A 19,161-nucleotide genomic window follows, 5' to 3' on the forward strand; every position below is an offset into this window, starting at 1 on the left:
CTTATACGATGGTGTAAGAGTTTTTTGTTGTATTTTTCCCTAAGCTGATTTCTTTATCTCGTTTTTCGGTTTTCGGATGCGCAATTTCACTGAAGCAAAGAAAATACCGAGACAGACAAACACTGCTCCGTAAATAATGTTTGCAGTCAGTGGCTCGTGCAGCTGGAGCCACCCGAAAAATAAACCAAGTATCGGCACGGCCATCAATGCGATGGAAGCGATCGAAGCATCAATATGCTGCAGTATCCAAAACCACAATACAAAGGCAACGGCTGAGCCCATTAATCCAGCATACAGCAGTGACCATATTAAAGGAGCTGACCAGTTGGTTTGCATGATCGGCTCTTTGACAGCCGATATGACCAGCAGCATGAGTCCGCCTATCAGCATCTGCCAGAAAGTCATCTTTAATGTGTCATAGCCGGAAAATGTTTTTTTGCTGTAAATATTAGCGCATGCCCAAAAGAAAGCCGCAAGAATAATCGTCAATTCCCCAAATAATGTATGGCTTCCTTCCATATCAGACCATTGCGGGCCGATAATGACCAGCAAACCGGCCAAGCCGATAAACAGACCGATAATCTTATTTACCGTCAGTCTTTCTTGTAAAAAAAAGTGCGCCAAAGCGCTGACGATAATCGGCATCGTATAGACAAGAACGGAAGCCAGACCTGAATTGACATATTGCATGCCGAATGTTGAAAGTCCGTAATACCCCAGGCACATAAACAAACTCATCGTTATCAGCTTTTTCCAGTCTCTTTTGGCCGGAATCCAGTCTTTTTGACGCAAGATTTGTATAAGGAACAATGGCAGAGCTCCTGTAAAAAGCCGCAGGGCCGTAAAGAAAAACGGTGAAATATAACCGAGTCCGATTTTGGTGGGCACCCACAAATACCCCCACACGAACGTAACAATGATAATCGCACTGATGATTTTAAACATGTGTCACTCCATCCTTCTTAATTGTTATTTGCTGAAAGTCTTCTTTCTGCTAATAAAGCCTAATAGATGGAGTGGACTCCATGTCAATCTGTTTTTTTAAAAAAAGCTGATCAGCAAATATGGTATGATTTACATAATCAGGGAGTGAGGTTGCTGAGGATGAATATGAAGAGAGCGTATTATGCTATTTTATACAGCCAGACCGCTATCAACTTGGGGTTCTCACTTTATACGATGGCTGTCATCTTGTTTTTGTTTACAAAAACCGGTTCGACGGCGATGGCCTCTCTTATGACGTTCGTCAGCATTGTATGTCGCGTATTGGGCAGCGCCGTTTTGCCGCTGGTCACCGGCCGGTTCACGCTTCGGTCTTTGTTAATCAGTTCTCAATTGATACAGATCACACTGTTAGTCTGTTTGTTTTTTGTCATCCAAACCGGTTCATCCGCATTCTTTTTTCTGCTGTTTTGTCTGATCGGAGGCATCTCTTTTTGCAACGGATGGTTTGCTCCGATAAAAAGCGCGCTGATTGGGGAAATCATTCCTCCTGATCGAAGGGCGAAAGCGAACGGTTTATTATCTGCGGCGGATCAAACCGTTCAGTTTGCGGGGTGGTCTCTCGGCGGCGTCATCATAGCCTTCTTGGGAGAGAGCGATACAATGATCGTCACTGTCATGTTATTGGTTTCTTCGCTTTTGGGCATCATTCTGTTTCTTCAAGTACGCATGTGTGCGCCGGCAGCAGTCAGGGAACGTTCCCTTTTTGCAGATGCGGCAAGCGGCTGGGTGTATTTATTTCAGCAAAAACAGCTCAGGGTTCTCATTGTGATGGATGTGATCGAATCGTGGGCAGGCATGATATGGATCGGGTCTGTGTCCTTAACTTATGTGCATGACGTCCTTCATAAAGGAGAGGCTTGGTGGGGGTATGTCAACGGAGTCTATTATGCAGGGACGATGATCGGCGGACTGATCATCTATAAGCTATCCGGTAAGTTTCAGCATCATCTCATTCCGCTTATGTTGACGGGAGCTTTGGCATATGGAATGTTCACGTTTATTTATGGGTTGATCACAAGCGCCGTTACGGCCCTTTTTCTGGTGCTGTGTATGGGGCCGGCTTGTGTATTACGAGATCTCACGCAGGAAACATTACTTCAAAACATCACGACCGAAAAGACAAGGGTCAATATATTAGCGGCGAGATCAGCTTTAGTTCAGTTCATTTTTATGTTTTCCATTATCGGAACGGGGGTTATCTCGGATGTATTCGGCGTGCGGTTTATTTATATTGGCGCAGGCCTCCTCTTATTAATTTCGGCTTTTATCGGATTTTCTCAGCTGCGAATGAAGAAGATGGTACAAAGCCGCATGTAGTGTAGTATAATTAGGAACGTACGTTCTATATCGAGAGAGGAGAGGGTAATGTGGGACATCTGGCACTGAAATTGTATGATTATCATCTTTGGGCAAATCAGCAAATATTCACCCGGCTTAAAGAGCTTCCGGAGGATGTGTATCGTAAGGAGATTCAAAGTGTCTTTCCGTCGATAGCCGGTGTATTGACTCATGTGTATCTGTCGGATAAGGGGTGGTTTGATGTGTTCTCCGGAGAGCGTCTGGAGGATACGCTGAAATCAGCTGAACAGCAAAAAGAGGACATCTTGTCTAAAGAGATAGAAGAGCTGGAAGATATGTTCTCGGAATTATCAGACCGGTATCAATTATTTTTGCAAAAGGAAGAAAATATCAGTCTCCCCCTTGAAATAGAGCATCCGTCAGGTGACATCATGAAAACCGCAGCGGCCGATATGATCCTCCATGTTGTGAACCACGGAACGTATCATCGCGGGAATATAACAGCCATGCTCAGACAGATGGGGTATGCTTCTGTGCCTACGGATTACGGTATTTATTTATATATAAACAAAAAGTAAACAAGACAGCCAACGCGGCTGTCTTGTGATATCAGTAAAAAAGCCAAATCATATAAGTGATTTGGCTTTTTCGTTTGCTATGCCATGTTCTGCAGCCGTTCTAAACTGTTTTTCCAATTCGCTTCAAGCGCTGTAAAAGCAGCGGCGGCATCTTGCTGTTCTAATGCGTGAATGATATCAGAATGTTCATTATATGATCTGTTTAAAGCGCCGTTTTCACTGAAATAGCGGATTTCCATTCTCTGAATTTTGACTTTCAGGCTTACTAGCAATTTGTGAAGTTCGGCGTTGTCCGCAAGCAGAATGATGCGATGGTGAAATGCATTGTCCGCTTCCAGGGTGGCCAGTTTATCGCCGTCTTTCATCATTTGAAGAAGATTTTCATTCAGCTGTTTCAATTCCTGAATCACGGCATCGTCCACATGCGGGAGAGCTTGCTGCAATGCGAGTTTTTCAAGCGTCCAGACGATGGAATACAAGTTTTCCGCTTCTTTTAACTCAATCGGAGCGACAAGCGTCCATCTGTTCGCTTTTGTTATCACCAAGCCGTCATCTTCCAGCCGCAATAAGGCTTCCCGTATCGGGGTGCGGCTGATTCCCAATGTTTCCGACAAATCCTTGTCCTTTAACTTTGTTTCCGGTTTGAGCTTGCCCGTTATGATCCAGTTTCTGAGTGTGCGATACACTTCGTCCCGCATGATGGTTCTTTTCAGCACAGGTTCTTTGTTTTGATTATCCAATGGAACACCTCATGAATCGTAGTATACATATTTGCATTTTACCACAGTCCGGGCGCTGGTTAGAAATGAAGAGGGACGTCTAAGAATGAATCGAACCGAGATGCTTCATCTCAATATGCTGAAAGTCAGCGGAGCCGCCTTCAGAAAAGAGCGTGATTCCCTGATCTTCGTGTTTTGGGAACACTTCATTTGTCAGAACGGTTTTTCCGTCGTCTGCAAATACTTCAATACTTGTTTTGTCTACGAGAATTTTCAGATGGACGCGCCCTTTGTTTCCGTCAAATGGGGCTTTGCTTTCGGCGTATGCGCCGGTTTTATCAGGCTGGCCTGTAAACGATCTGTTCACATAGGCGTAGCCGCCTTCTGCTGAAATACCGACATCAATATGCCGACTTTGGTCTGCCGATTCTCTGAGTCTGACGCCTGCATTTTTGATATCTGACCAAGCGATATCCATATCAAGCTGATATGTATCACCTTTGATCGGCAGTGTCTCTGAACCGTTCACCTGTTTGTGTTCTATGCTGTCAGTTGAAGAGGTTAATTGGTTCAATGCTTCAACCGGCTCTGACACAAGGCTGTATGTGCCGCCGTCCTGCTGCTGAAGGCGGATTTCACGGACGATAGAATCCGTGCCGTTAAAGCCGTTTTTTAGTGTCGGTGTTTCATTCGGATAATCCCAATTGTTCATCCATGCCAGCGCATAGCGTTTTGTCAGCGGATCTTCGCTTTTACCGTCCTCAAATGTGACGCCGCCGTACCAGTCAAAGCCGTAATCGAGCCATTGCGGTTCTTCTTGATCGGCGGTAAATTCCTTCCCGTCAAAGTTTCCGGTCCAATACGCATACGTATTCGGTTTGCCTGCGGGTTTGCCGTTTGCGCTTACGCCTAGAACCCACTTGGCTGTTCCGTCATCTGCACGCATCATATAAAGGTCGGGGCATTCGACGAGGCCGATCTGCTGAGTGATAAAACCGCCCGTGTATGTCCAATTTTTCAAATCGGGTGATTCATAAAAACCGATTTTTTCGCCTTCGGCCATGGCCATCACCCATTTGTCATCCTGTTCATCCCAGATCACTTTCGGGTCCCTGAAATCCTTAGTTCCCGGGTTTTTCATCACGGGCTGATCACTATAGGAAGTAAACGTTTTTCCTTTATCCGTGCTGTACCATAAATATTGTTCCTGGGCTTTTGTTTTGGCTGTCGGCTGCGTTGTGACGGCGACCAGCGCGTTTTTGCCGAAGCCCGCGGTGTTGTGTTTATCAATGACGACAGAACCGGACCAGATATCGCCGTTTTCGTTGGTGTATTTCGGAATAGCCGTGCCTTCGTCCGTCCAGTGCACCAAGTCCTCTGATACGGCGTGCCGCCATTCTGTGCCGTTGCCGTTCGGGTAATCCCGATTATAAAGATAGTAGTAATGATATTTCCCCTCGAAAAAAATGGGCTTTTGAGGGTCGTTTTTCCATTTGTCCGGGGTCGTAAAATGATACGCCGCCCGGTAATCCTTCTTATGCTCCGTGTTTGTGTCAGAGGAATTGTGGGTTTTGTTCGGCAGTAAGCCGACAAACAGGAACGCACCCAAAAAGATCAATATTACAATGGGCCATTTTCGTACCATGATTGAATTCACCATCTTGTTGAGAAATAAAAGAAAATGCCAATGAAGTATCGGCATTTTCTTTTTGTTGTTATTAGTTGTTAACCGTAAGCTGTCCTTGTTCAAGGATACTGTTTTTGACAACGGATGTTTTCTTGTTTTTGATGTTCAATAAGAAGCTTGGCGCAAATGTTGCCTTTTTATCCTCAAAGAAGCCTCTGTTTGTCATGTAGCTTGTGATCACGACATTGTTGCCTTTGGCTTGCGGCACTGCGAAGTGAGAGTAAGTGAACGTCACATCGTTAGGATCAAGACCCATTTGCAGTACAAGACCAGTTTTGTTCAGCGGCTTGTAAGGACCTGTTAAAGAGTTTGATACATAACCAAGCATGTAAATATCGTTTGAGTTAATACCGTCGATCGTCATTTTTGAACCGCGTGAATCAGTGAACAGGTACCATTTGCCGTTCATTTTGAAAACATTCGCGCGCTCGATTTCATCAGTTACCGTGTTTGAAGTGATCAGCGGCTTCATGACTTTTTTCAATGTGTAGTCATCGTTTAACTCTACGATACCGAGGGCGCCGTTCGCTAATTCAGCATCGCGTTTTTTAGCACTTTGCTGAAGCTTCTGACTTTCTTTACGGAAGAAGTTTGTGCTGCCGCCGTAGTACGCTTTGTTAAATAAAGATTCTTCGCCTTGGTATCCGTTATCTGTTCCCGTGTTGGCTTCGAATACAAGGTATTTATGGCCTTTGTCTTCAACGTAGTGAGGGTCTCTCAGCGTGTGGTTGTCGCCGGATGTATAGTTCCCTTCATCGATAAACTGCTGAACGTTTTGATATGTTTTTCCGTCACCGTCAAAAATCGTTTTATGATCTTCCACTCCGTTGATCTTGAGCGTGTCATCAGATTTTGACACATTTACCTGCGCCGTTGTCAGGCTTTGTTTACCGTAATGTGTACCGGAAAAGTCAGTGTAGAATAAACGGATTTTTCCGTCAGATGTAAAGGTTGCAGAACCGGACCATTCTTGTGTCTGTTCTTTCAGGATTTCATCGTTGGCGTCGAACTTATCGCTGTCTTTAAAGACACGGCCCGCGTTTTTCCAGCTGTCGATCGAGTTGTCGCCGACTTTTTGATAAAACATGTAGATGGATGTGTCATCAGCGTCTTTCGGGCTTCCCGCTAAAGCAAACACGACGTGATAGCCGTTGTATTCAGCTACTGTTCCGTCAGCGTTTTGGAGCGGCCAGCTGTCCCACACATCCAGTCCTTTCGCGGACTCGATATTTTTAATGGTTGATTGGTCGAATTGAGGCACTTGGTATTTTTCACTTTGCTGCTGTTTAGGGATCTGCAGCATATCATGGCGTGTGATATGAGAGACGCCGTACGTTTCTTTGTAAGGTTTTTGGGTATTTTCTTTCGCGAAGGCTTGAGTCGCTCCCCCTGCCAGAAGTGCAGTCGTAAAAGTTAGAACTGTGGCTTGTTTTGCAAATTTTTTGATGTTCATGTTCATGTCTCCTTTTGTATGTACCTTTTTTTGCGATCTGCCGATTCGATCCTCCTGCATCCATGGATGGCAGGTTTGTTACAGAAAAAAGACCTAAAATATGTAAGGGGTGACGCCAAAGAATACACTTTGCCCTTAACACATTTTAGGTCTTGCCTGCTTTATCAGTAACAATCCTGCATGATTTACTTGTCGACATCATTCTATTAGAGTCTGATTCTATTGACAACTGGTCTATTTTCCTCTTTTGGATGATAGTAAAATGAAAAAAGACCTTTTAATTTATGGGTAATTGAGACTAAGGTGTGCTCTGAGCCTAGGAAAAAACCTCTCTAAAAAAGAGAGGCTATTTTTTCTTGATAGATAATAAAGCGATGGTGGCTAAAATCAGCAAAGTACCCAGCCATTCTGATATTCCGAAGGGAACATGCAGCCAGATAACAGCTAAAAAAGCTGCCGACAGCGGCTCCGCACAGGCGAGCAGGCTGGTTTCAGAGGCACTCAGATATTTCAGGCTTTCCAAGTAGCAATAAAAAGCGATGAGCGTTCCGAAAATGATGATAAACACAATCGCGGCATATGCCGGCAAGGACCACTCGCCTTCAAATTTCCAGGGCGGGCGGATCAAGCTGAGGGCGGCTCCGCCGATCAGCATGCCCCATCCGACAATAATGGCCGATCCCCATTTCTTCAGCAGACGATGCGGCTGAAGGGTGTAAAACGCCAGTGCAAACGCCGAACTGATGCCCCAAAAGACAGCCAGACCGGATATGGACAGGCTTCCGACATTCCCGTGCGTGACCAAAATGAATGTGCCGGCAACCGCCAATAAGACGGCGAGAAGCTCTTTTGCTGAAGGTATTCTCTTTGCGCGAATCGCTAAAAAGCATGTAATGATCGCTGGCCCTAAATACTGAAGAACGGTAGCAGCGGCCGCGTTGCCGTACTCAATTGCCGCGAAGTAGGTGTATTGAACGCCTAACATTCCGAAAACCCCGAATAAAAGAAGGGGAATTCTGTCCCGTCTGTCTTTCCAAACAGCCCATATCCGTCCTTTTTCTTTGCGGTACGCGATGCCGAGCAGAAGCGCCCCTGACACCAGAAGGCGCACTGAAGTCAGCCATTCTGTATTAAAATGGCGGTGCTGGAACAGATACTGGGCAACCGTTCCCGAGACCCCCCATAAGATAGCTCCTGTCAGCACAAGCCAAATGCCTGTTGTTCGTGAATAAGAAAGAGCAGCGTGTTTTTCCAGGATAGACACCCCCGATTCTGATGTTGTGATATTGACTTACAATAATTAGGTAAACGAACGCCTTTCATGTGATATATTATATATTGTATATCAAATTCCGTCAAAATGATTTTCGGAGAAAGCGCTTACGAAACGGCCGTCTGATGAATGAGCAATAAAAAAACACCCCGGCGGGTTTCCGGGGTGTTTTGGTTATTCTGCAATCGCGTCTGTTAAAACAGGAACGACTTGTTTCTTTCTGGATACGACGCCTTTTAAAAGAGCCGTGTTGTTTTCTAAAGTCACGTTGAATGCTTTTTCCACTTTTGACGCTTGATCACCGATGGCAAGCGCAAGGGAATCGTTTTCCAGAATATCCGTAATCACGAGAAGGAACAGGTCAAGGTTCTTCTCAGCAATTACTTTTGAAAGGGCCGCTTCTAATTCCAGCTGCCGCTTTTTCACTTCTTCAATATCAACTGTGTTGACTTGGGCGATTTCGACTTTTTTGCTGCCGAGCGTGAACTCTTTCGCATCAAGAGAAATCAGTTCTTCCACCGTTTTTTTGCTTAAGTCGGCGCCCGCTTTCAGCATGTTTAAGCCGTACTCTTCCGCATCTACGCCGGCAATTTCAGCAAGCTCTTTTGCCGCTGCGATATCTTGCTCCGTGCAAGTCGGAGATTTAAATAACAGAGAGTCGGAAATGATTGCTGACAGCATGAGGCCCGCAATTTCTTTCTCGATTTTCACGTTATTTTCTTTGTACATTTTGTTTAAAATTGTAGCCGTACAGCCGACCGGCTCAGCACGGTAGTAAAGAGGTTCCGCTGTTTCGAAGTTGGCGATACGGTGGTGGTCGATAACTTCAAGAACCTGAACGTCTTCGATATCCTTGATGCTTTGCTGGCGTTCATTGTGGTCAACAAGGATGACGCCGTTTACTTCGTTTGCGGCTGTTTCCACCAAACGCGGGCTTTCCTGCTTGAAATAATCAAGCGCGTATTGTGTTTCGCCGTTGACTTGCCCGAGGCGGACGGGCTCAGCATTGAAGCCGAGTTTATTTTTTAGATCAGCGTAGGCAATGGCAGAGCAAATGGTATCTGTGTCTGGGTTTTGATGTCCGAAAATAAGAATTTTTTCCATAATAACTCCTTGTCCTTTTTTGTAGTGTAAACAATCTTTTTATAGTTTAACACGTCTTGAGGAGGGTGTAATCTTCAAAACCTTAAAAATTGATGTGAAAAAGAAGCATTTTTGTTGAGAGTTGGGGAGGGTTGCGAGTAAAATACTGGGTAAGTCAGATGCTAATCAGCATATAGTATCAAAAAAGGTACTATGGAGGATGAAAAATGAACATATATCCGAATAAAGAAGGTTGTCCGGTTGAACTGACGCTTTCCGTTATCGGCGGAAAGTGGAAGGGTATTTTGTTTTATCATATGATCGGCGGAAAAAAGCGGTTTAATGAGTTTCGGCGCATTTGCCCCAGCATTACGCAGCGTATGCTGACGCTTCAGCTTCGCGAGCTCGAGGCGGACGGCATCGTGCATCGCGAGGTATATCAGCAGGTGCCTCCAAAGGTGGAGTATTCACTCACCGAATTCGGCAGGTCGCTGGAACCGATCGTTTTGCAAATGAAGAAATGGGGAGATGCCAACCGGGAGTTTCTCGAGGCATACCGCGAAAAAACGTCTCCTCAAGATCAATCCGCTCAAAAATAAGAAGCAGCAAAGGATTAAATTCCTTGCTGCTTTTTTTTTATTTCATCGCGATGGCCTTTCTGGCGTTGCGCACGTCATTCTTCAGCAATTCGCTCAGGTTATAAGCCGGATATTGTCCGCGTTCTTCCATATACTCAAAGACCATTTGATGCCACTTGATGGCCGCGTTTAAGTGCTTGACGAAGACGTGTCTTAATTGAGGTGTGGCCGTCTCTGTAATGGCTACGGCGTAATTGCGGACAGACGTTTTGGCCATGATCAGCAGGCCGCCGCTGTAAAAGGAGGAATCAGCGCGCTCTTCTGTTTCATCCTCACGAAAAGCGGGAGCTTCAGGGAAGAAAGGAAGCAGTTCACGCAGATTTTGTTCCAGCGAATGGATGGAAAATCTGTAAAGCTGTTTTAATCTGGCATCGTTTACGTCCCGCTCTGTTCTTTTTAATTTCACAAGTCCGTTTGCCTGGAAAGCTACTAACTCATGCAGTTCTAACGTTTCATGCCATGCTAATGTTCTCCGCTCAGTCATGGTGTAAGAATCTCCTTTATCCTTCATTTTCACTTTCAGCATATGCCCCGGTCCCGATGTTGTTCCTGATGTTTTGAAGTTTCCAGAAAGGGAAACTCAATGTAAAGGAAATACGAAATAGAGGTGAAACTATATGTGGGACATGATAAAGAACTTCTTCCTTTTCAGCAGCGGGGTTTTGCAGGCGACCACTCTCTTACTTATCGTTATCGTCTTGTTATATGTACGAAAAACCAAAAAGAAAAACAGAGATACTTCTGGTTTCATGGATGATCAGGATCACTGATACAACGGGCATTCTTTCACTGGGATGTCCGTTTGTCTGTTTTCATGTTTCACATGGAACATTGCGGCTGTCCGCGCTCATTTTACTTGCGATTTCGACTTATGTTAAAATATATACGTGTATTTTGGAGAGTTTATGGAAAATTCAGGTCTTGAAAGAGACATTGCGGCGTCAAAAGAGCAGTCGTCTAAGCTGCTCTTTTCTATTCGTATGTTCGAATGATACAAGGTTTGAGGTGAGTAAGTGAAAAATACAAGGGCTCTATTAGAAGGCGCCATTTTGATCAGTATTTTTGCAATCATTTCCCTTTTGGTCGTGTACCTCCCTTTACTGGGGGCAATTCTTCTCTTTGCTTTGCCGCTGCCGATCATTCTTTACACCATTCGGCACGGTCTGAAGCCCGGGGTATGGATGGGGCTTGCCAGCCTTCCTGTCAGCTTTATTGTAGGTTCGTTTACCGGGCTTACAGGCGCTTTTACGGCAGCCTATACGGGAATCGCCATGGGATATTATTTTAAAAAGAAACAGCCCGGCTATGCGGTTGCTGCCGGCGCTATGGCGTATGTGCTGTGCGGCGTCGTTTTTTTTGTGGTCAGCATCGTGTTCCTTAACATGAATGTGGTTGATACCACCATGTCCCAGCTTCGGGAGTCGCTGTCTTTAGCAGAAACCATGTCAAAGCAGCTCGGTTATGGAGACCAGTTCGGGAAGCAGATCAAGCTGATGGAAAGTCAGCTGAGCACGGTTCAATATCTTTTTCCGACAGTGCTCGTATTGACCGGCATCGTTTTTTCTTTCCTCAGTTATGCGATGGCAAGGCCGCTTTTACGGCGATTTTCCCCTGATCTTCCGAAGATGAAGCCTTTTAGAGAGCTCAAACTCCCGCAAAGCGTTGTCATTCTGTATTTTATTGTGACGATATTAGGGTTTCTGCCTTTAGAAAAAGGGCATATGCTGTATTCGGTTTCATTGAATGGGGGATTTATTCTCAGCTTGCTGATTTGTATTCAAGGATTAGCGTTTATTTTTTTCTATTGCCGCGAAATGGAGATGCCGAAAGCCGTTCCTGTATTAGCAATTGTGCTGGGGGTGCTTTTTCCGCTCATCTTGTCCGTGTATCTCCTCTTAGGCATCATTGACATAGGCTTTAACATAAGAAATAAGGTGACGCGAAATTGAGTGTGACTTACAGGTGGGGAGTTGATAGAAATGCCTAGTTTTTATGAAAAACCGTTGTTTCGGTATCCCATCTATGCATTGATTGCATTGTCAATCATCATAATCCTCATCAGCATTTACTTTAACTGGCTGATAGGAGCCATCGGCGTTGTGCTGCTCGCCGTGATCTTGTTTTTCATTAAGCGTGCGGATTCTCTGATCAGAAAAGAAATTGACGATTATATCTCCACGTTATCGTATAGATTGAAAAAAGTAGGCGAAGAGGCATTAATGGAAATGCCTATCGGGATTATGCTGTTTAATGACCAATATTACATTGAGTGGGCGAATCCGTTTTTGTCTTCCTGTTTTAATGAAAGCACGCTCGTCGGACGCTCGCTGTATGACACATGCGAGGCCGTCGTGCCGCTGATCAAGCAGGAGGTCGATTCGGAAACGATCACCTTGAATGAGCGGAAGTTTAAAGTAGTGATTAAAAGAGATGAGCGCCTGCTTTATTTCTTTGATGTGACAGAACAGATTCAGATTGAAAAGCAGTACGAAAATGAGAGAACCGTGCTGGCATATATCTTCTTAGATAACTATGATGACGTCACACAGGGGCTGGACGACCAAACGAGAAGCACGATGAACAGCCAGGTTACCTCATTATTAAATGCGTGGGCGCAGGAGTACGGCATTTTCCTGAAACGGACGTCCTCGGAGCGGTTTATCGCGGTGTTAAATGAACACATTTTAACGGAGCTTGAAAACGCGAAATTTTCGATTTTGGATGAAATCCGAGAAAAAACATCCGTTCACACTGTATCTTTGACCCTCAGCATCGGGATCGGCGCATCGGTTTCTTCCTTGAAGGAGCTTGGAGATCTGGCGCAGTCCAGCCTCGATTTGGCTCTCGGCCGCGGAGGCGACCAAGTGGCGATCAAAATGCCGAACGGCAAGGTGAAATTTTACGGCGGCAAAACAAATCCGATGGAGAAGCGCACAAGGGTGCGCGCCCGGGTGATTTCTCACGCGCTCAAGGAGATTGTCTCAGAAAGCAGCAATGTCATTATCATGGGGCACAAATTTCCTGATATGGACGCGGTCGGAGCCGCAATCGGAATATTAAAGGTGGCGCAGGCCAACGGCAAAGAAGGCTACATCGTCATTGATCCGAACCAGATCGGATCAAGCGTTCAGCGCCTGATTGAAGAAATTAAAAAATATGAAGAGCTGTGGTCGCGGTTCATCACGCCGGAAGAGGCGATGGAAATTTCAAATGATGACACGCTGCTTGTCGTCGTTGATACACATAAACCGTCCCTTGTGATGGAAGAGCGCCTCGTGAACAAAATCGAGCACATCGTTGTGATTGACCACCACCGCAGAGGCGAGGAATTTATTAAAGACCCGCTGCTCGTTTATATGGAGCCATACGCTTCATCCACCGCAGAACTCGTGACAGAGCTGCTTGAATACCAGCCGAAGCGGCTCAAAATCAATATGATTGAAGCGACGGCCCTGTTAGCTGGTATAATAGTGGATACGAAGAGCTTTTCCCTTCGCACGGGCTCGCGGACGTTCGACGCCGCTTCTTATTTGAGAGCGAAAGGCGCAGATACGGTTCTGGTGCAGAAAGTTCTCAAAGAATCCGTCGGTTCTTATATCAAGCGGGCGAAACTGATCCAGCATACGTCTCTTTATAAAGAACATATCGCGATTGCTTCTCTTCCTGAGAACGAAGAGGAGTACTTTGACCAGGTGCTGATTGCGCAGGCGGCTGATTCCCTCTTATCAATGAGTGAAGTGGAAGCTTCATTTGCGGTAGCCAGACGGGATGAGCATACGGTGTGCATCAGTGCGAGATCGCTGGGCGAGGTCAATGTGCAGATTATTATGGAGGCGCTGGATGGCGGAGGGCATTTAACCAATGCGGCAACCCAGTTATCGGGCATTTCTGTCTCAGAAGCGCTCGTCCGGCTGAAGGAAGCCATTGATGAATATTTTGAGGGAGGCGTTCAGAGATGAAGGTTATTTTCTTACAAGATGTAAAAGGTAAAGGAAAAAAAGGCGAAATGAAAAACGTAGCAGACGGTTATGCACATAACTTTCTCATTAAAAAAGGCCTCGCTGTCGAAGCAAATGCGACAAACATCAGCGCATTGAAAGGACAGAAAGAAAAAGAGAAAAAAGAAGCGATTGCCGAGCTTGAAAGAGCGAAAGATTTGAAAGAAACGCTTGAACAGCTGACTGTTGAGCTGAGTGCCAAATCCGGTGAAGGCGGCCGTCTATTCGGATCTGTCACAAGTAAACAGATTGCAGAAGCGCTGCAAAAAACGCATAAGATTAAAGTGGATAAACGGAAACTGGAGCTCCAAGACGGTATCCGCACACTGGGATATACAAACGTTCCTGTAAAGCTGCACCCTGAAGTTCAGGCTGTGCTGAAGGTTCACGTAAAAGAAGAAGCGTAATACACAATGAAAAACCCGCCGATCCGGCGGGTTTTTTTCATGTCAGCAGACGGCGCAGCGCAAGAAAATGATGAGATTGTTTCATTTCCGATCGTTACGGATTGAATATTATATTACATCATGACGAAGGATGTGTCGGTATGAAACGATTTTTTTCTGAAACATATTTTAATTATCCGGAGAATAAAAAAGCGCTGAAACACTATCCGCTGATCGGAGACGGAAAAGACGGGGAGGTCTATCGCTTAACACACAACAAATGCGTAAAATATTTTTTTAAAAAAGAGACATGTAAGAAGGAATTGGAAGCTTTAGAGCTCGGATATGGTTCACCGGTGATCCCGAAACTGTATGAATACGGAGATCATTATATTGTGATGGAATACGTCAAAGGCACCTCCCTTGCGCGCCATATCAAAAAAGAAAAATCCCTGTCCGTCAAACTGACAGCTGATATTTTAAACATGCTGGATGAATTAAAAGATATCGGTTTTGCCAGATGGGATGCCGAAATCAGGCATATTCTGATCAACGAACAAGGTGAACTTAAAGTGATCGACCATAAAAGAGCCTTTTCGACCGTTACCCGAGTTCCCGTAAAACTATTAAAAGGACTGGACAAATACGGCTTGACGGATGAGTTTTTGAACACCATAAAAAAATTAAATCCGTCACGCTACCGGGAATGGCGAAGGGAATTGTAAGTTTCTGAAAATCCGCATATGTAAGTTTCCTTTTTTTAGGGTCGTCATATGATATTTGTAACATTTGTTTGGTGGAGTGTGGAAAAAATGGGAGAATATATTATGGTTATCGGCGCTCATCCCGACGATGAACTATTGGGATCAGCGGGCACCATAAAACGGCTGATCAATGAAGGATATAAAGTGATTTCCATTATTACAGCATTAGGAAGAAAAGAAGAAGCTCATCATATTAAACAATTAGGCGAACGCGCGAATCAAGAGCTTGGAATTGAGAAAGTCATCTTTTTGGAGCATACGAATTTAGAGCTGGAATGTATCCCTCTTCATAAGCTTGTCAAAGAATTAGAGCAGCTCATTCGCGTCTATCAGCCTGAAAAAATCTTTACACATCATTACGGCGATGTCAATATGGACCACCAGAGAACATTCCAAGCAGTTTTAACAGCCGCCAGACCGCTTCCGAATCAAAAGCCTATCGAACTGCTTACGTTTGAAACGCTATCTTCAAGCGAGTGGGAGAGGAATACGGCTGATAAACTCTTCAAGCCTAATTACTTCGTTAATATCACAGACACAATGGATGCCAAACTCGCGGCGCTTCACCACTATGACGTAGAAATGAGGGATTACCCTCATCCCCGTTCATATGAAGGCGTTACACATTTAGGAAGAGTCAGAGGGATGACGGCGGGTGTGGAATACGCTGAAGCTTTTGAAGTCGTGCGGAGGATCTGGAAATGATCAAGACATTTTCGGTCCCGTATCCGTATATGGTTCAGACGCTTGACCGCTACTACGGAGTCAAAGCGCGCCCGCAAAAAAAGACGGCAGTAAAGACTCAGATGAAACATGCACATCATATTCCGCGATTATACGGAAAAAAACAGAAGTTATCCATTTTGATTGCCACGTTTTGGGACTACCCGCACACGGGCGGTTTATCAAACTATATTAAAACGCTTAGTGAAGGACTGAAAAAAAGAGGTCATAAGGTGGATGTCATATCCCCCAATCAGTTTCCTTCCGCACAGGTAAAAGAATTGCGGGCGGATGTTGTTCCGAAATTAAAAGATTTCTTTAGTGACAGATACGGGGATTACAGTGATCATATTTTGAAGAATAATCGGCTGATGTTTATATACGAGCAAATGCTTCAAAAGATTCATTTGGAAAAATATGATGTGTTTCATGCTCAAGATTTATTTACAGCCAACATATTAGGCAGGTTCAATCAAATCTATAAGAAACCTTTATTTTTTACACCGCATGGCATGTTTACTTTCAACAGACTTAAATTTCACATCTTTAAAAAAGGATCGGTAGAAGAGTTTTATTATAAAAAACTAGAGATGAAAGCCATTGAATACGCAGATCGCCTGATTATTATCAGCGATACGTTCCGCAGCCCGCTCATGAAGCTCGGAGCCGAACAGGAAGACATGGCAACGGTGATCACAGGAATCGATTACGATGCAAAAACAGGCGGGAAAAGAAAAACCCCGATACCGAAAAATAAGATCATCATCGCGTGTATTGCAAGATTAGGCCCGAGAAAAGGACATAATCATTTGCTTGACGCACTTTCAAGAATTCCGTCTGATCTGCTTGAACATGTTGAAGTGCTGATCGCGGGCGACGGAGAGATGAGGAGCGCCTTAGAGGAACAGGCTCGAAAACTGAATCTATCTATGGTCTCCTTTTTAGGAAAAAGAGATGATGTTCCCGCTATTTTGAATATGACGGACATATTCGTACTGCCGACCATTAATGATAGTCTGCCGATTTCGATTATTGAAGCGATGTTCAGCGGATCGGCTATCATCGCGACCGATTGCGGGGGTATTCCGGATCTGATCCGCCATAACAAAACGGGACTTATTGTCGAGCCGGGAAATGCAAAGGTTCTTGCCCGGGCTTTAGCGTTTTTTATCTCTAACAAATCTGCGCGGGAGAAGGCTGCTTCAAACGCAAAGGCCTACGCGGAGAAATATTTAAGCAGTGAGACGATGATAAAAAATATCGAATCGATTTATCAAAATACCAACAGCTCGGAGGGAGATCATGAAACATGAACATGCAGCCGTTGTACTTGATTTCAGTGCAAACGGGATTGGGATCATTCGCAGTCTTGCCCGAAGAGGAATCGATGTTTACGCGTTTGACACGGAGGGACCTTATCGTATCGGAAAATCAAGATTGGCAGATTGCGGGATATGTCCCAGCCCTTTAACAGAAGAGGAAGAACTGCTGACATTTCTGACTGATTTCGGGAAGCGATTCCAAGCAAAGCCGGTTCTGTACGCAGGTTCTGATGATTATGCGGGATTTATATCTAAATTCCGCGAGACATTAGCCGGTTTTTTTTTATTTTTGCTCCCGAGCCACTCTCTGTTAGAAACGGTCTTAGATAAAAGCAAAGCATATGAATTAGCGGTCAAGCATCACATCCCCTGCCCGAAAACCTTTTTTCCGAACAACCAGGATGAGCTGGAAGAGGCCATCGCCAATATTGATTTCCCGTGTATTTTAAAACCGGTGGCCGGCCATGAATACAGAAAAAAAGTAAACAAAAAAGCAATTGTAATGAAGGATGCAGCACAATTGCGCAAGGAGTTCAGCTCCTACAGAGAAAATGGAGAACTGCTCGTGCAGGAGATCATCCCCGGAGACAACCAGTGTTTTTATAAAGTCGCCACTTTTTATGATGACCAAATGAAATTAATGGGCCTATTCTCTCTGCAAAAGAACCATCAATTCCCTGCTGATTTTGGCGCGGGGGCCCACGTCGTCAGCAAACGGCTTCCTGATTTAATCAAGAAGACCCTGCCGTTTTTTGAAGCGATTCAGCTGAAGGGAGTAGGCATGGCGGAATTTAAAAAGGATCCCCGGGACAATGTTTACAAGTTTATCGAAATTAATCCGCGCTTTTGGCTCAGCCATAGCCTGACAGAACCGGCAGGCGTTCATTTCGTTTACATGTACTATCTGTATTTGACCGGACAGCATGTGAAGCCCCAGCTCGAACAAAAAGACGGAATCAACTGGATTTATGAGGTGCGTTATTTCTTAACGTTTTTGAAGAAACGAAAAAGAGGAGAAATGACGTTCCGGGATTTTTGGAAAGGGTGTAAAGGAAAAAAAGAGTACGCTCTTTTTGCTTGGAATGACCCGATGCCATTTATCAGAAACACTTGGTCTCATCTCAAAAACAGCTGGAAACGGAAGCGGAAGGAAGATCGGCATGTATGAAAAGGAGATTTTGTATGGCGCATTTCAAAAACTGAGAATTGACGAAAAACTGTCGTATTCGTTCGGTGAAAGGGCTGCGGTGAATCCGGATGACATCACTTGTCTGAAATCAACAGACAGAAGCTCCATTTATAAACTGTTTGTAAAGAAAAAATCCGGAACTGTTCCGCTGATATTGAAGGTGTATAAATCTTCCCGTGAAAAAAACAAGATCGAGATTAATATATACGGGAAAGCCCGTTCTGTTTTAGGGGATTTGCTGCCGGATATCTATCTTATAGAAGAAAGTGACCATGAAACGTGGATATTTATGGAGTTTGTCAGCCAGATCAGGGGACAGCTTACATTTCACCCGAAGCATTTCAAGTATATTATTCCGTCTGTCGCAGAACTGCACAGCCGCACCTTTGAAAACAAGAATATTTCTGATGGTAAATGGCGGTCGTGGCTGCCGGTATATGAATCGGAAACCATGAGAAAAGGGCGTAAAAAGCAGATCAAAAAGACAGCGGAATTTTTGGATAGAGCGCTTAAAGATGAGCGCACAAAGGATATCGTGAAGCCTCATTATCGGCAAATCACAAACTTGCTTGAGCAGGAGGAGCCGGATTTTTTCCCTGAATTGATACAAAACGGCTCAGCCATCACGCACGGTGATCTTCATATGCAGAATATCTGCACCCACGATGCGTCCGGACATGAACCGTGGGATATTCAATTCATCGATTGGGAATCCGCAAAATACGCGCCGGTTTGGTTTGATATGACGGTGCTGGTTGAAATTCTGCTTGGCTTCAGAAAAGATTGGAGCCGGCACGCAGAAGATATTCGGACGTATTGCGTAAAAGTGTATACGAAAGAAATGAAAAAGCGGGGCATTCATTTTCAGACCCCTCCTATGACGCTTTATAAAATGGCTTATTTGCAGAGAACACTTGAGAAAGGGCTTCATACCCAATTGCGGAGAATCTTCGACAATCGGGGAGGAGAACTGCTGCCGTATCATGTTGACAAAGTGTCAAAATGGGGACGGGAATTAGGATTATAAGTTTGAGAGAGGGGGAG

At 44.8% G+C, this 19,161-nt stretch carries 19 protein-coding genes; 12 read left to right on the plus strand and 7 right to left on the minus strand.

All coding sequences use genetic code 11. The features are described 5' to 3' along the window. Positions 1-39: 39 nt before the first annotated feature. The gene (locus tag G9F75_RS00290) at positions 40-945 is read right to left on the minus strand and encodes a DMT family transporter (RefSeq protein ID WP_021494614.1); all 906 of its coding nucleotides are present in this window, start codon (positions 943-945) and stop codon (positions 40-42) included. A gap of 159 nt (positions 946-1,104) precedes the next feature. Here G9F75_RS00290 and G9F75_RS00295 point away from each other — a divergent pair, with 159 nt between their 5' ends. Continuing rightward, positions 1,105-2,322: an MFS transporter gene (locus tag G9F75_RS00295; RefSeq protein ID WP_053285275.1), complete on the plus strand. Its 1,218-nt coding sequence runs from the start codon at positions 1,105-1,107 to the stop codon at positions 2,320-2,322. Between the two features lie 50 nt (positions 2,323-2,372). Beyond that, positions 2,373-2,882, plus strand: a complete 510-nt coding sequence (locus tag G9F75_RS00300; protein WP_014419361.1) for a DinB family protein — start codon at positions 2,373-2,375, stop codon at positions 2,880-2,882. A 77-nt stretch (positions 2,883-2,959) separates the two neighbouring features. Here the strand turns inward: G9F75_RS00300 and G9F75_RS00305 are convergent, their stop codons facing one another. The 5 genes from G9F75_RS00305 to G9F75_RS00325 all read right to left on the minus strand — a co-directional run bounded on the left by G9F75_RS00305 (position 2,960) and on the right by G9F75_RS00325 (position 9,118). Then, positions 2,960-3,622: a GntR family transcriptional regulator gene (locus G9F75_RS00305; protein WP_014419360.1), complete on the minus strand. Its 663-nt coding sequence runs from the start codon at positions 3,620-3,622 to the stop codon at positions 2,960-2,962. Between the two features lie 79 nt (positions 3,623-3,701). Then, positions 3,702-5,246: a glycoside hydrolase family 32 protein gene (locus tag G9F75_RS00310; RefSeq protein ID WP_109567349.1), complete on the minus strand. Its 1,545-nt coding sequence runs from the start codon at positions 5,244-5,246 to the stop codon at positions 3,702-3,704. Between the two features lie 73 nt (positions 5,247-5,319). After that, entirely contained in the window at positions 5,320-6,741 is a 1,422-nt protein-coding gene (locus G9F75_RS00315) for a glycoside hydrolase family 68 protein (protein WP_014419358.1), read from the minus strand. Positions 6,742-7,087: 346 nt separating this feature from the next. Continuing rightward, positions 7,088-8,005 (minus strand): DMT family transporter, encoded by a 918-nt coding sequence (locus tag G9F75_RS00320; RefSeq protein WP_311689431.1) that lies wholly within the window; start codon positions 8,003-8,005, stop codon positions 7,088-7,090. Between the two features lie 183 nt (positions 8,006-8,188). After that, positions 8,189-9,118 carry a manganese-dependent inorganic pyrophosphatase gene (locus G9F75_RS00325; protein ID WP_095060445.1) on the minus strand — a complete coding sequence of 310 codons (930 nt, stop codon included), beginning with the start codon at positions 9,116-9,118 and terminating at the stop codon, positions 8,189-8,191. A gap of 206 nt (positions 9,119-9,324) precedes the next feature. On the opposite strand from G9F75_RS00325, the gene G9F75_RS00330 reads away from it, so the two are divergent. Next, positions 9,325-9,696, plus strand: a complete 372-nt coding sequence (locus G9F75_RS00330) for a winged helix-turn-helix transcriptional regulator (RefSeq protein ID WP_007615010.1) — start codon at positions 9,325-9,327, stop codon at positions 9,694-9,696. Between the two features lie 37 nt (positions 9,697-9,733). Here the strand turns inward: G9F75_RS00330 and G9F75_RS00335 are convergent, their stop codons facing one another. Then, on the minus strand, positions 9,734-10,219 hold the full coding sequence (locus G9F75_RS00335) for a spore coat protein (RefSeq protein ID WP_029973031.1): 486 nt from the start codon (positions 10,217-10,219) through the stop codon (positions 9,734-9,736). Between the two features lie 133 nt (positions 10,220-10,352). Here G9F75_RS00335 and G9F75_RS00340 point away from each other — a divergent pair, with 133 nt between their 5' ends. The 9 genes from G9F75_RS00340 to G9F75_RS00380 all read left to right on the plus strand — a co-directional run bounded on the left by G9F75_RS00340 (position 10,353) and on the right by G9F75_RS00380 (position 19,144). Further along, positions 10,353-10,505: a hypothetical protein gene (locus G9F75_RS00340; RefSeq protein WP_004393059.1), complete on the plus strand. Its 153-nt coding sequence runs from the start codon at positions 10,353-10,355 to the stop codon at positions 10,503-10,505. 243 nt (positions 10,506-10,748) lie between these two features. Next, positions 10,749-11,684: a YybS family protein gene (locus tag G9F75_RS00345; RefSeq protein WP_053285276.1), complete on the plus strand. Its 936-nt coding sequence runs from the start codon at positions 10,749-10,751 to the stop codon at positions 11,682-11,684. A 30-nt stretch (positions 11,685-11,714) separates the two neighbouring features. After that, positions 11,715-13,694: a DHH family phosphoesterase gene (locus G9F75_RS00350; RefSeq protein ID WP_007407911.1), complete on the plus strand. Its 1,980-nt coding sequence runs from the start codon at positions 11,715-11,717 to the stop codon at positions 13,692-13,694. Beyond that, positions 13,691-14,140 carry a 50S ribosomal protein L9 gene (rplI, locus tag G9F75_RS00355; protein ID WP_004393063.1) on the plus strand — a complete coding sequence of 150 codons (450 nt, stop codon included), beginning with the start codon at positions 13,691-13,693 and terminating at the stop codon, positions 14,138-14,140. The genes G9F75_RS00350 and rplI overlap by 4 nt, the downstream gene beginning before the upstream one ends. A 140-nt stretch (positions 14,141-14,280) precedes the next feature. After that, positions 14,281-14,844, plus strand: a complete 564-nt coding sequence (locus tag G9F75_RS00360) for an RIO2 family protein (RefSeq protein WP_109567347.1) — start codon at positions 14,281-14,283, stop codon at positions 14,842-14,844. A gap of 87 nt (positions 14,845-14,931) precedes the next feature. Then, complete coding sequence (locus G9F75_RS00365; protein ID WP_017418490.1) at positions 14,932-15,588, plus strand: PIG-L deacetylase family protein; 657 nt, start codon at positions 14,932-14,934, stop codon at positions 15,586-15,588. Then, positions 15,585-16,919: a glycosyltransferase family 4 protein gene (locus G9F75_RS00370; RefSeq protein WP_110124465.1), complete on the plus strand. Its 1,335-nt coding sequence runs from the start codon at positions 15,585-15,587 to the stop codon at positions 16,917-16,919. The genes G9F75_RS00365 and G9F75_RS00370 overlap by 4 nt, the downstream gene beginning before the upstream one ends. Continuing rightward, complete coding sequence (locus tag G9F75_RS00375; protein ID WP_032863864.1) at positions 16,909-18,096, plus strand: carboxylate--amine ligase; 1,188 nt, start codon at positions 16,909-16,911, stop codon at positions 18,094-18,096. The genes G9F75_RS00370 and G9F75_RS00375 overlap by 11 nt, the downstream gene beginning before the upstream one ends. Then, the gene (locus tag G9F75_RS00380; protein WP_014419349.1) at positions 18,089-19,144 is read left to right on the plus strand and encodes a phosphotransferase; all 1,056 of its coding nucleotides are present in this window, start codon (positions 18,089-18,091) and stop codon (positions 19,142-19,144) included. Before G9F75_RS00375 ends, G9F75_RS00380 begins: the two co-directional genes overlap by 8 nt. The last annotated feature ends 17 nt before the right edge of the window (positions 19,145-19,161 follow it).

The sequence above is a fragment of the Bacillus sp. EKM208B genome (genome assembly GCF_011800725.1).
Taxonomy (GTDB): domain Bacteria; phylum Bacillota; class Bacilli; order Bacillales; family Bacillaceae; genus Bacillus; species Bacillus velezensis.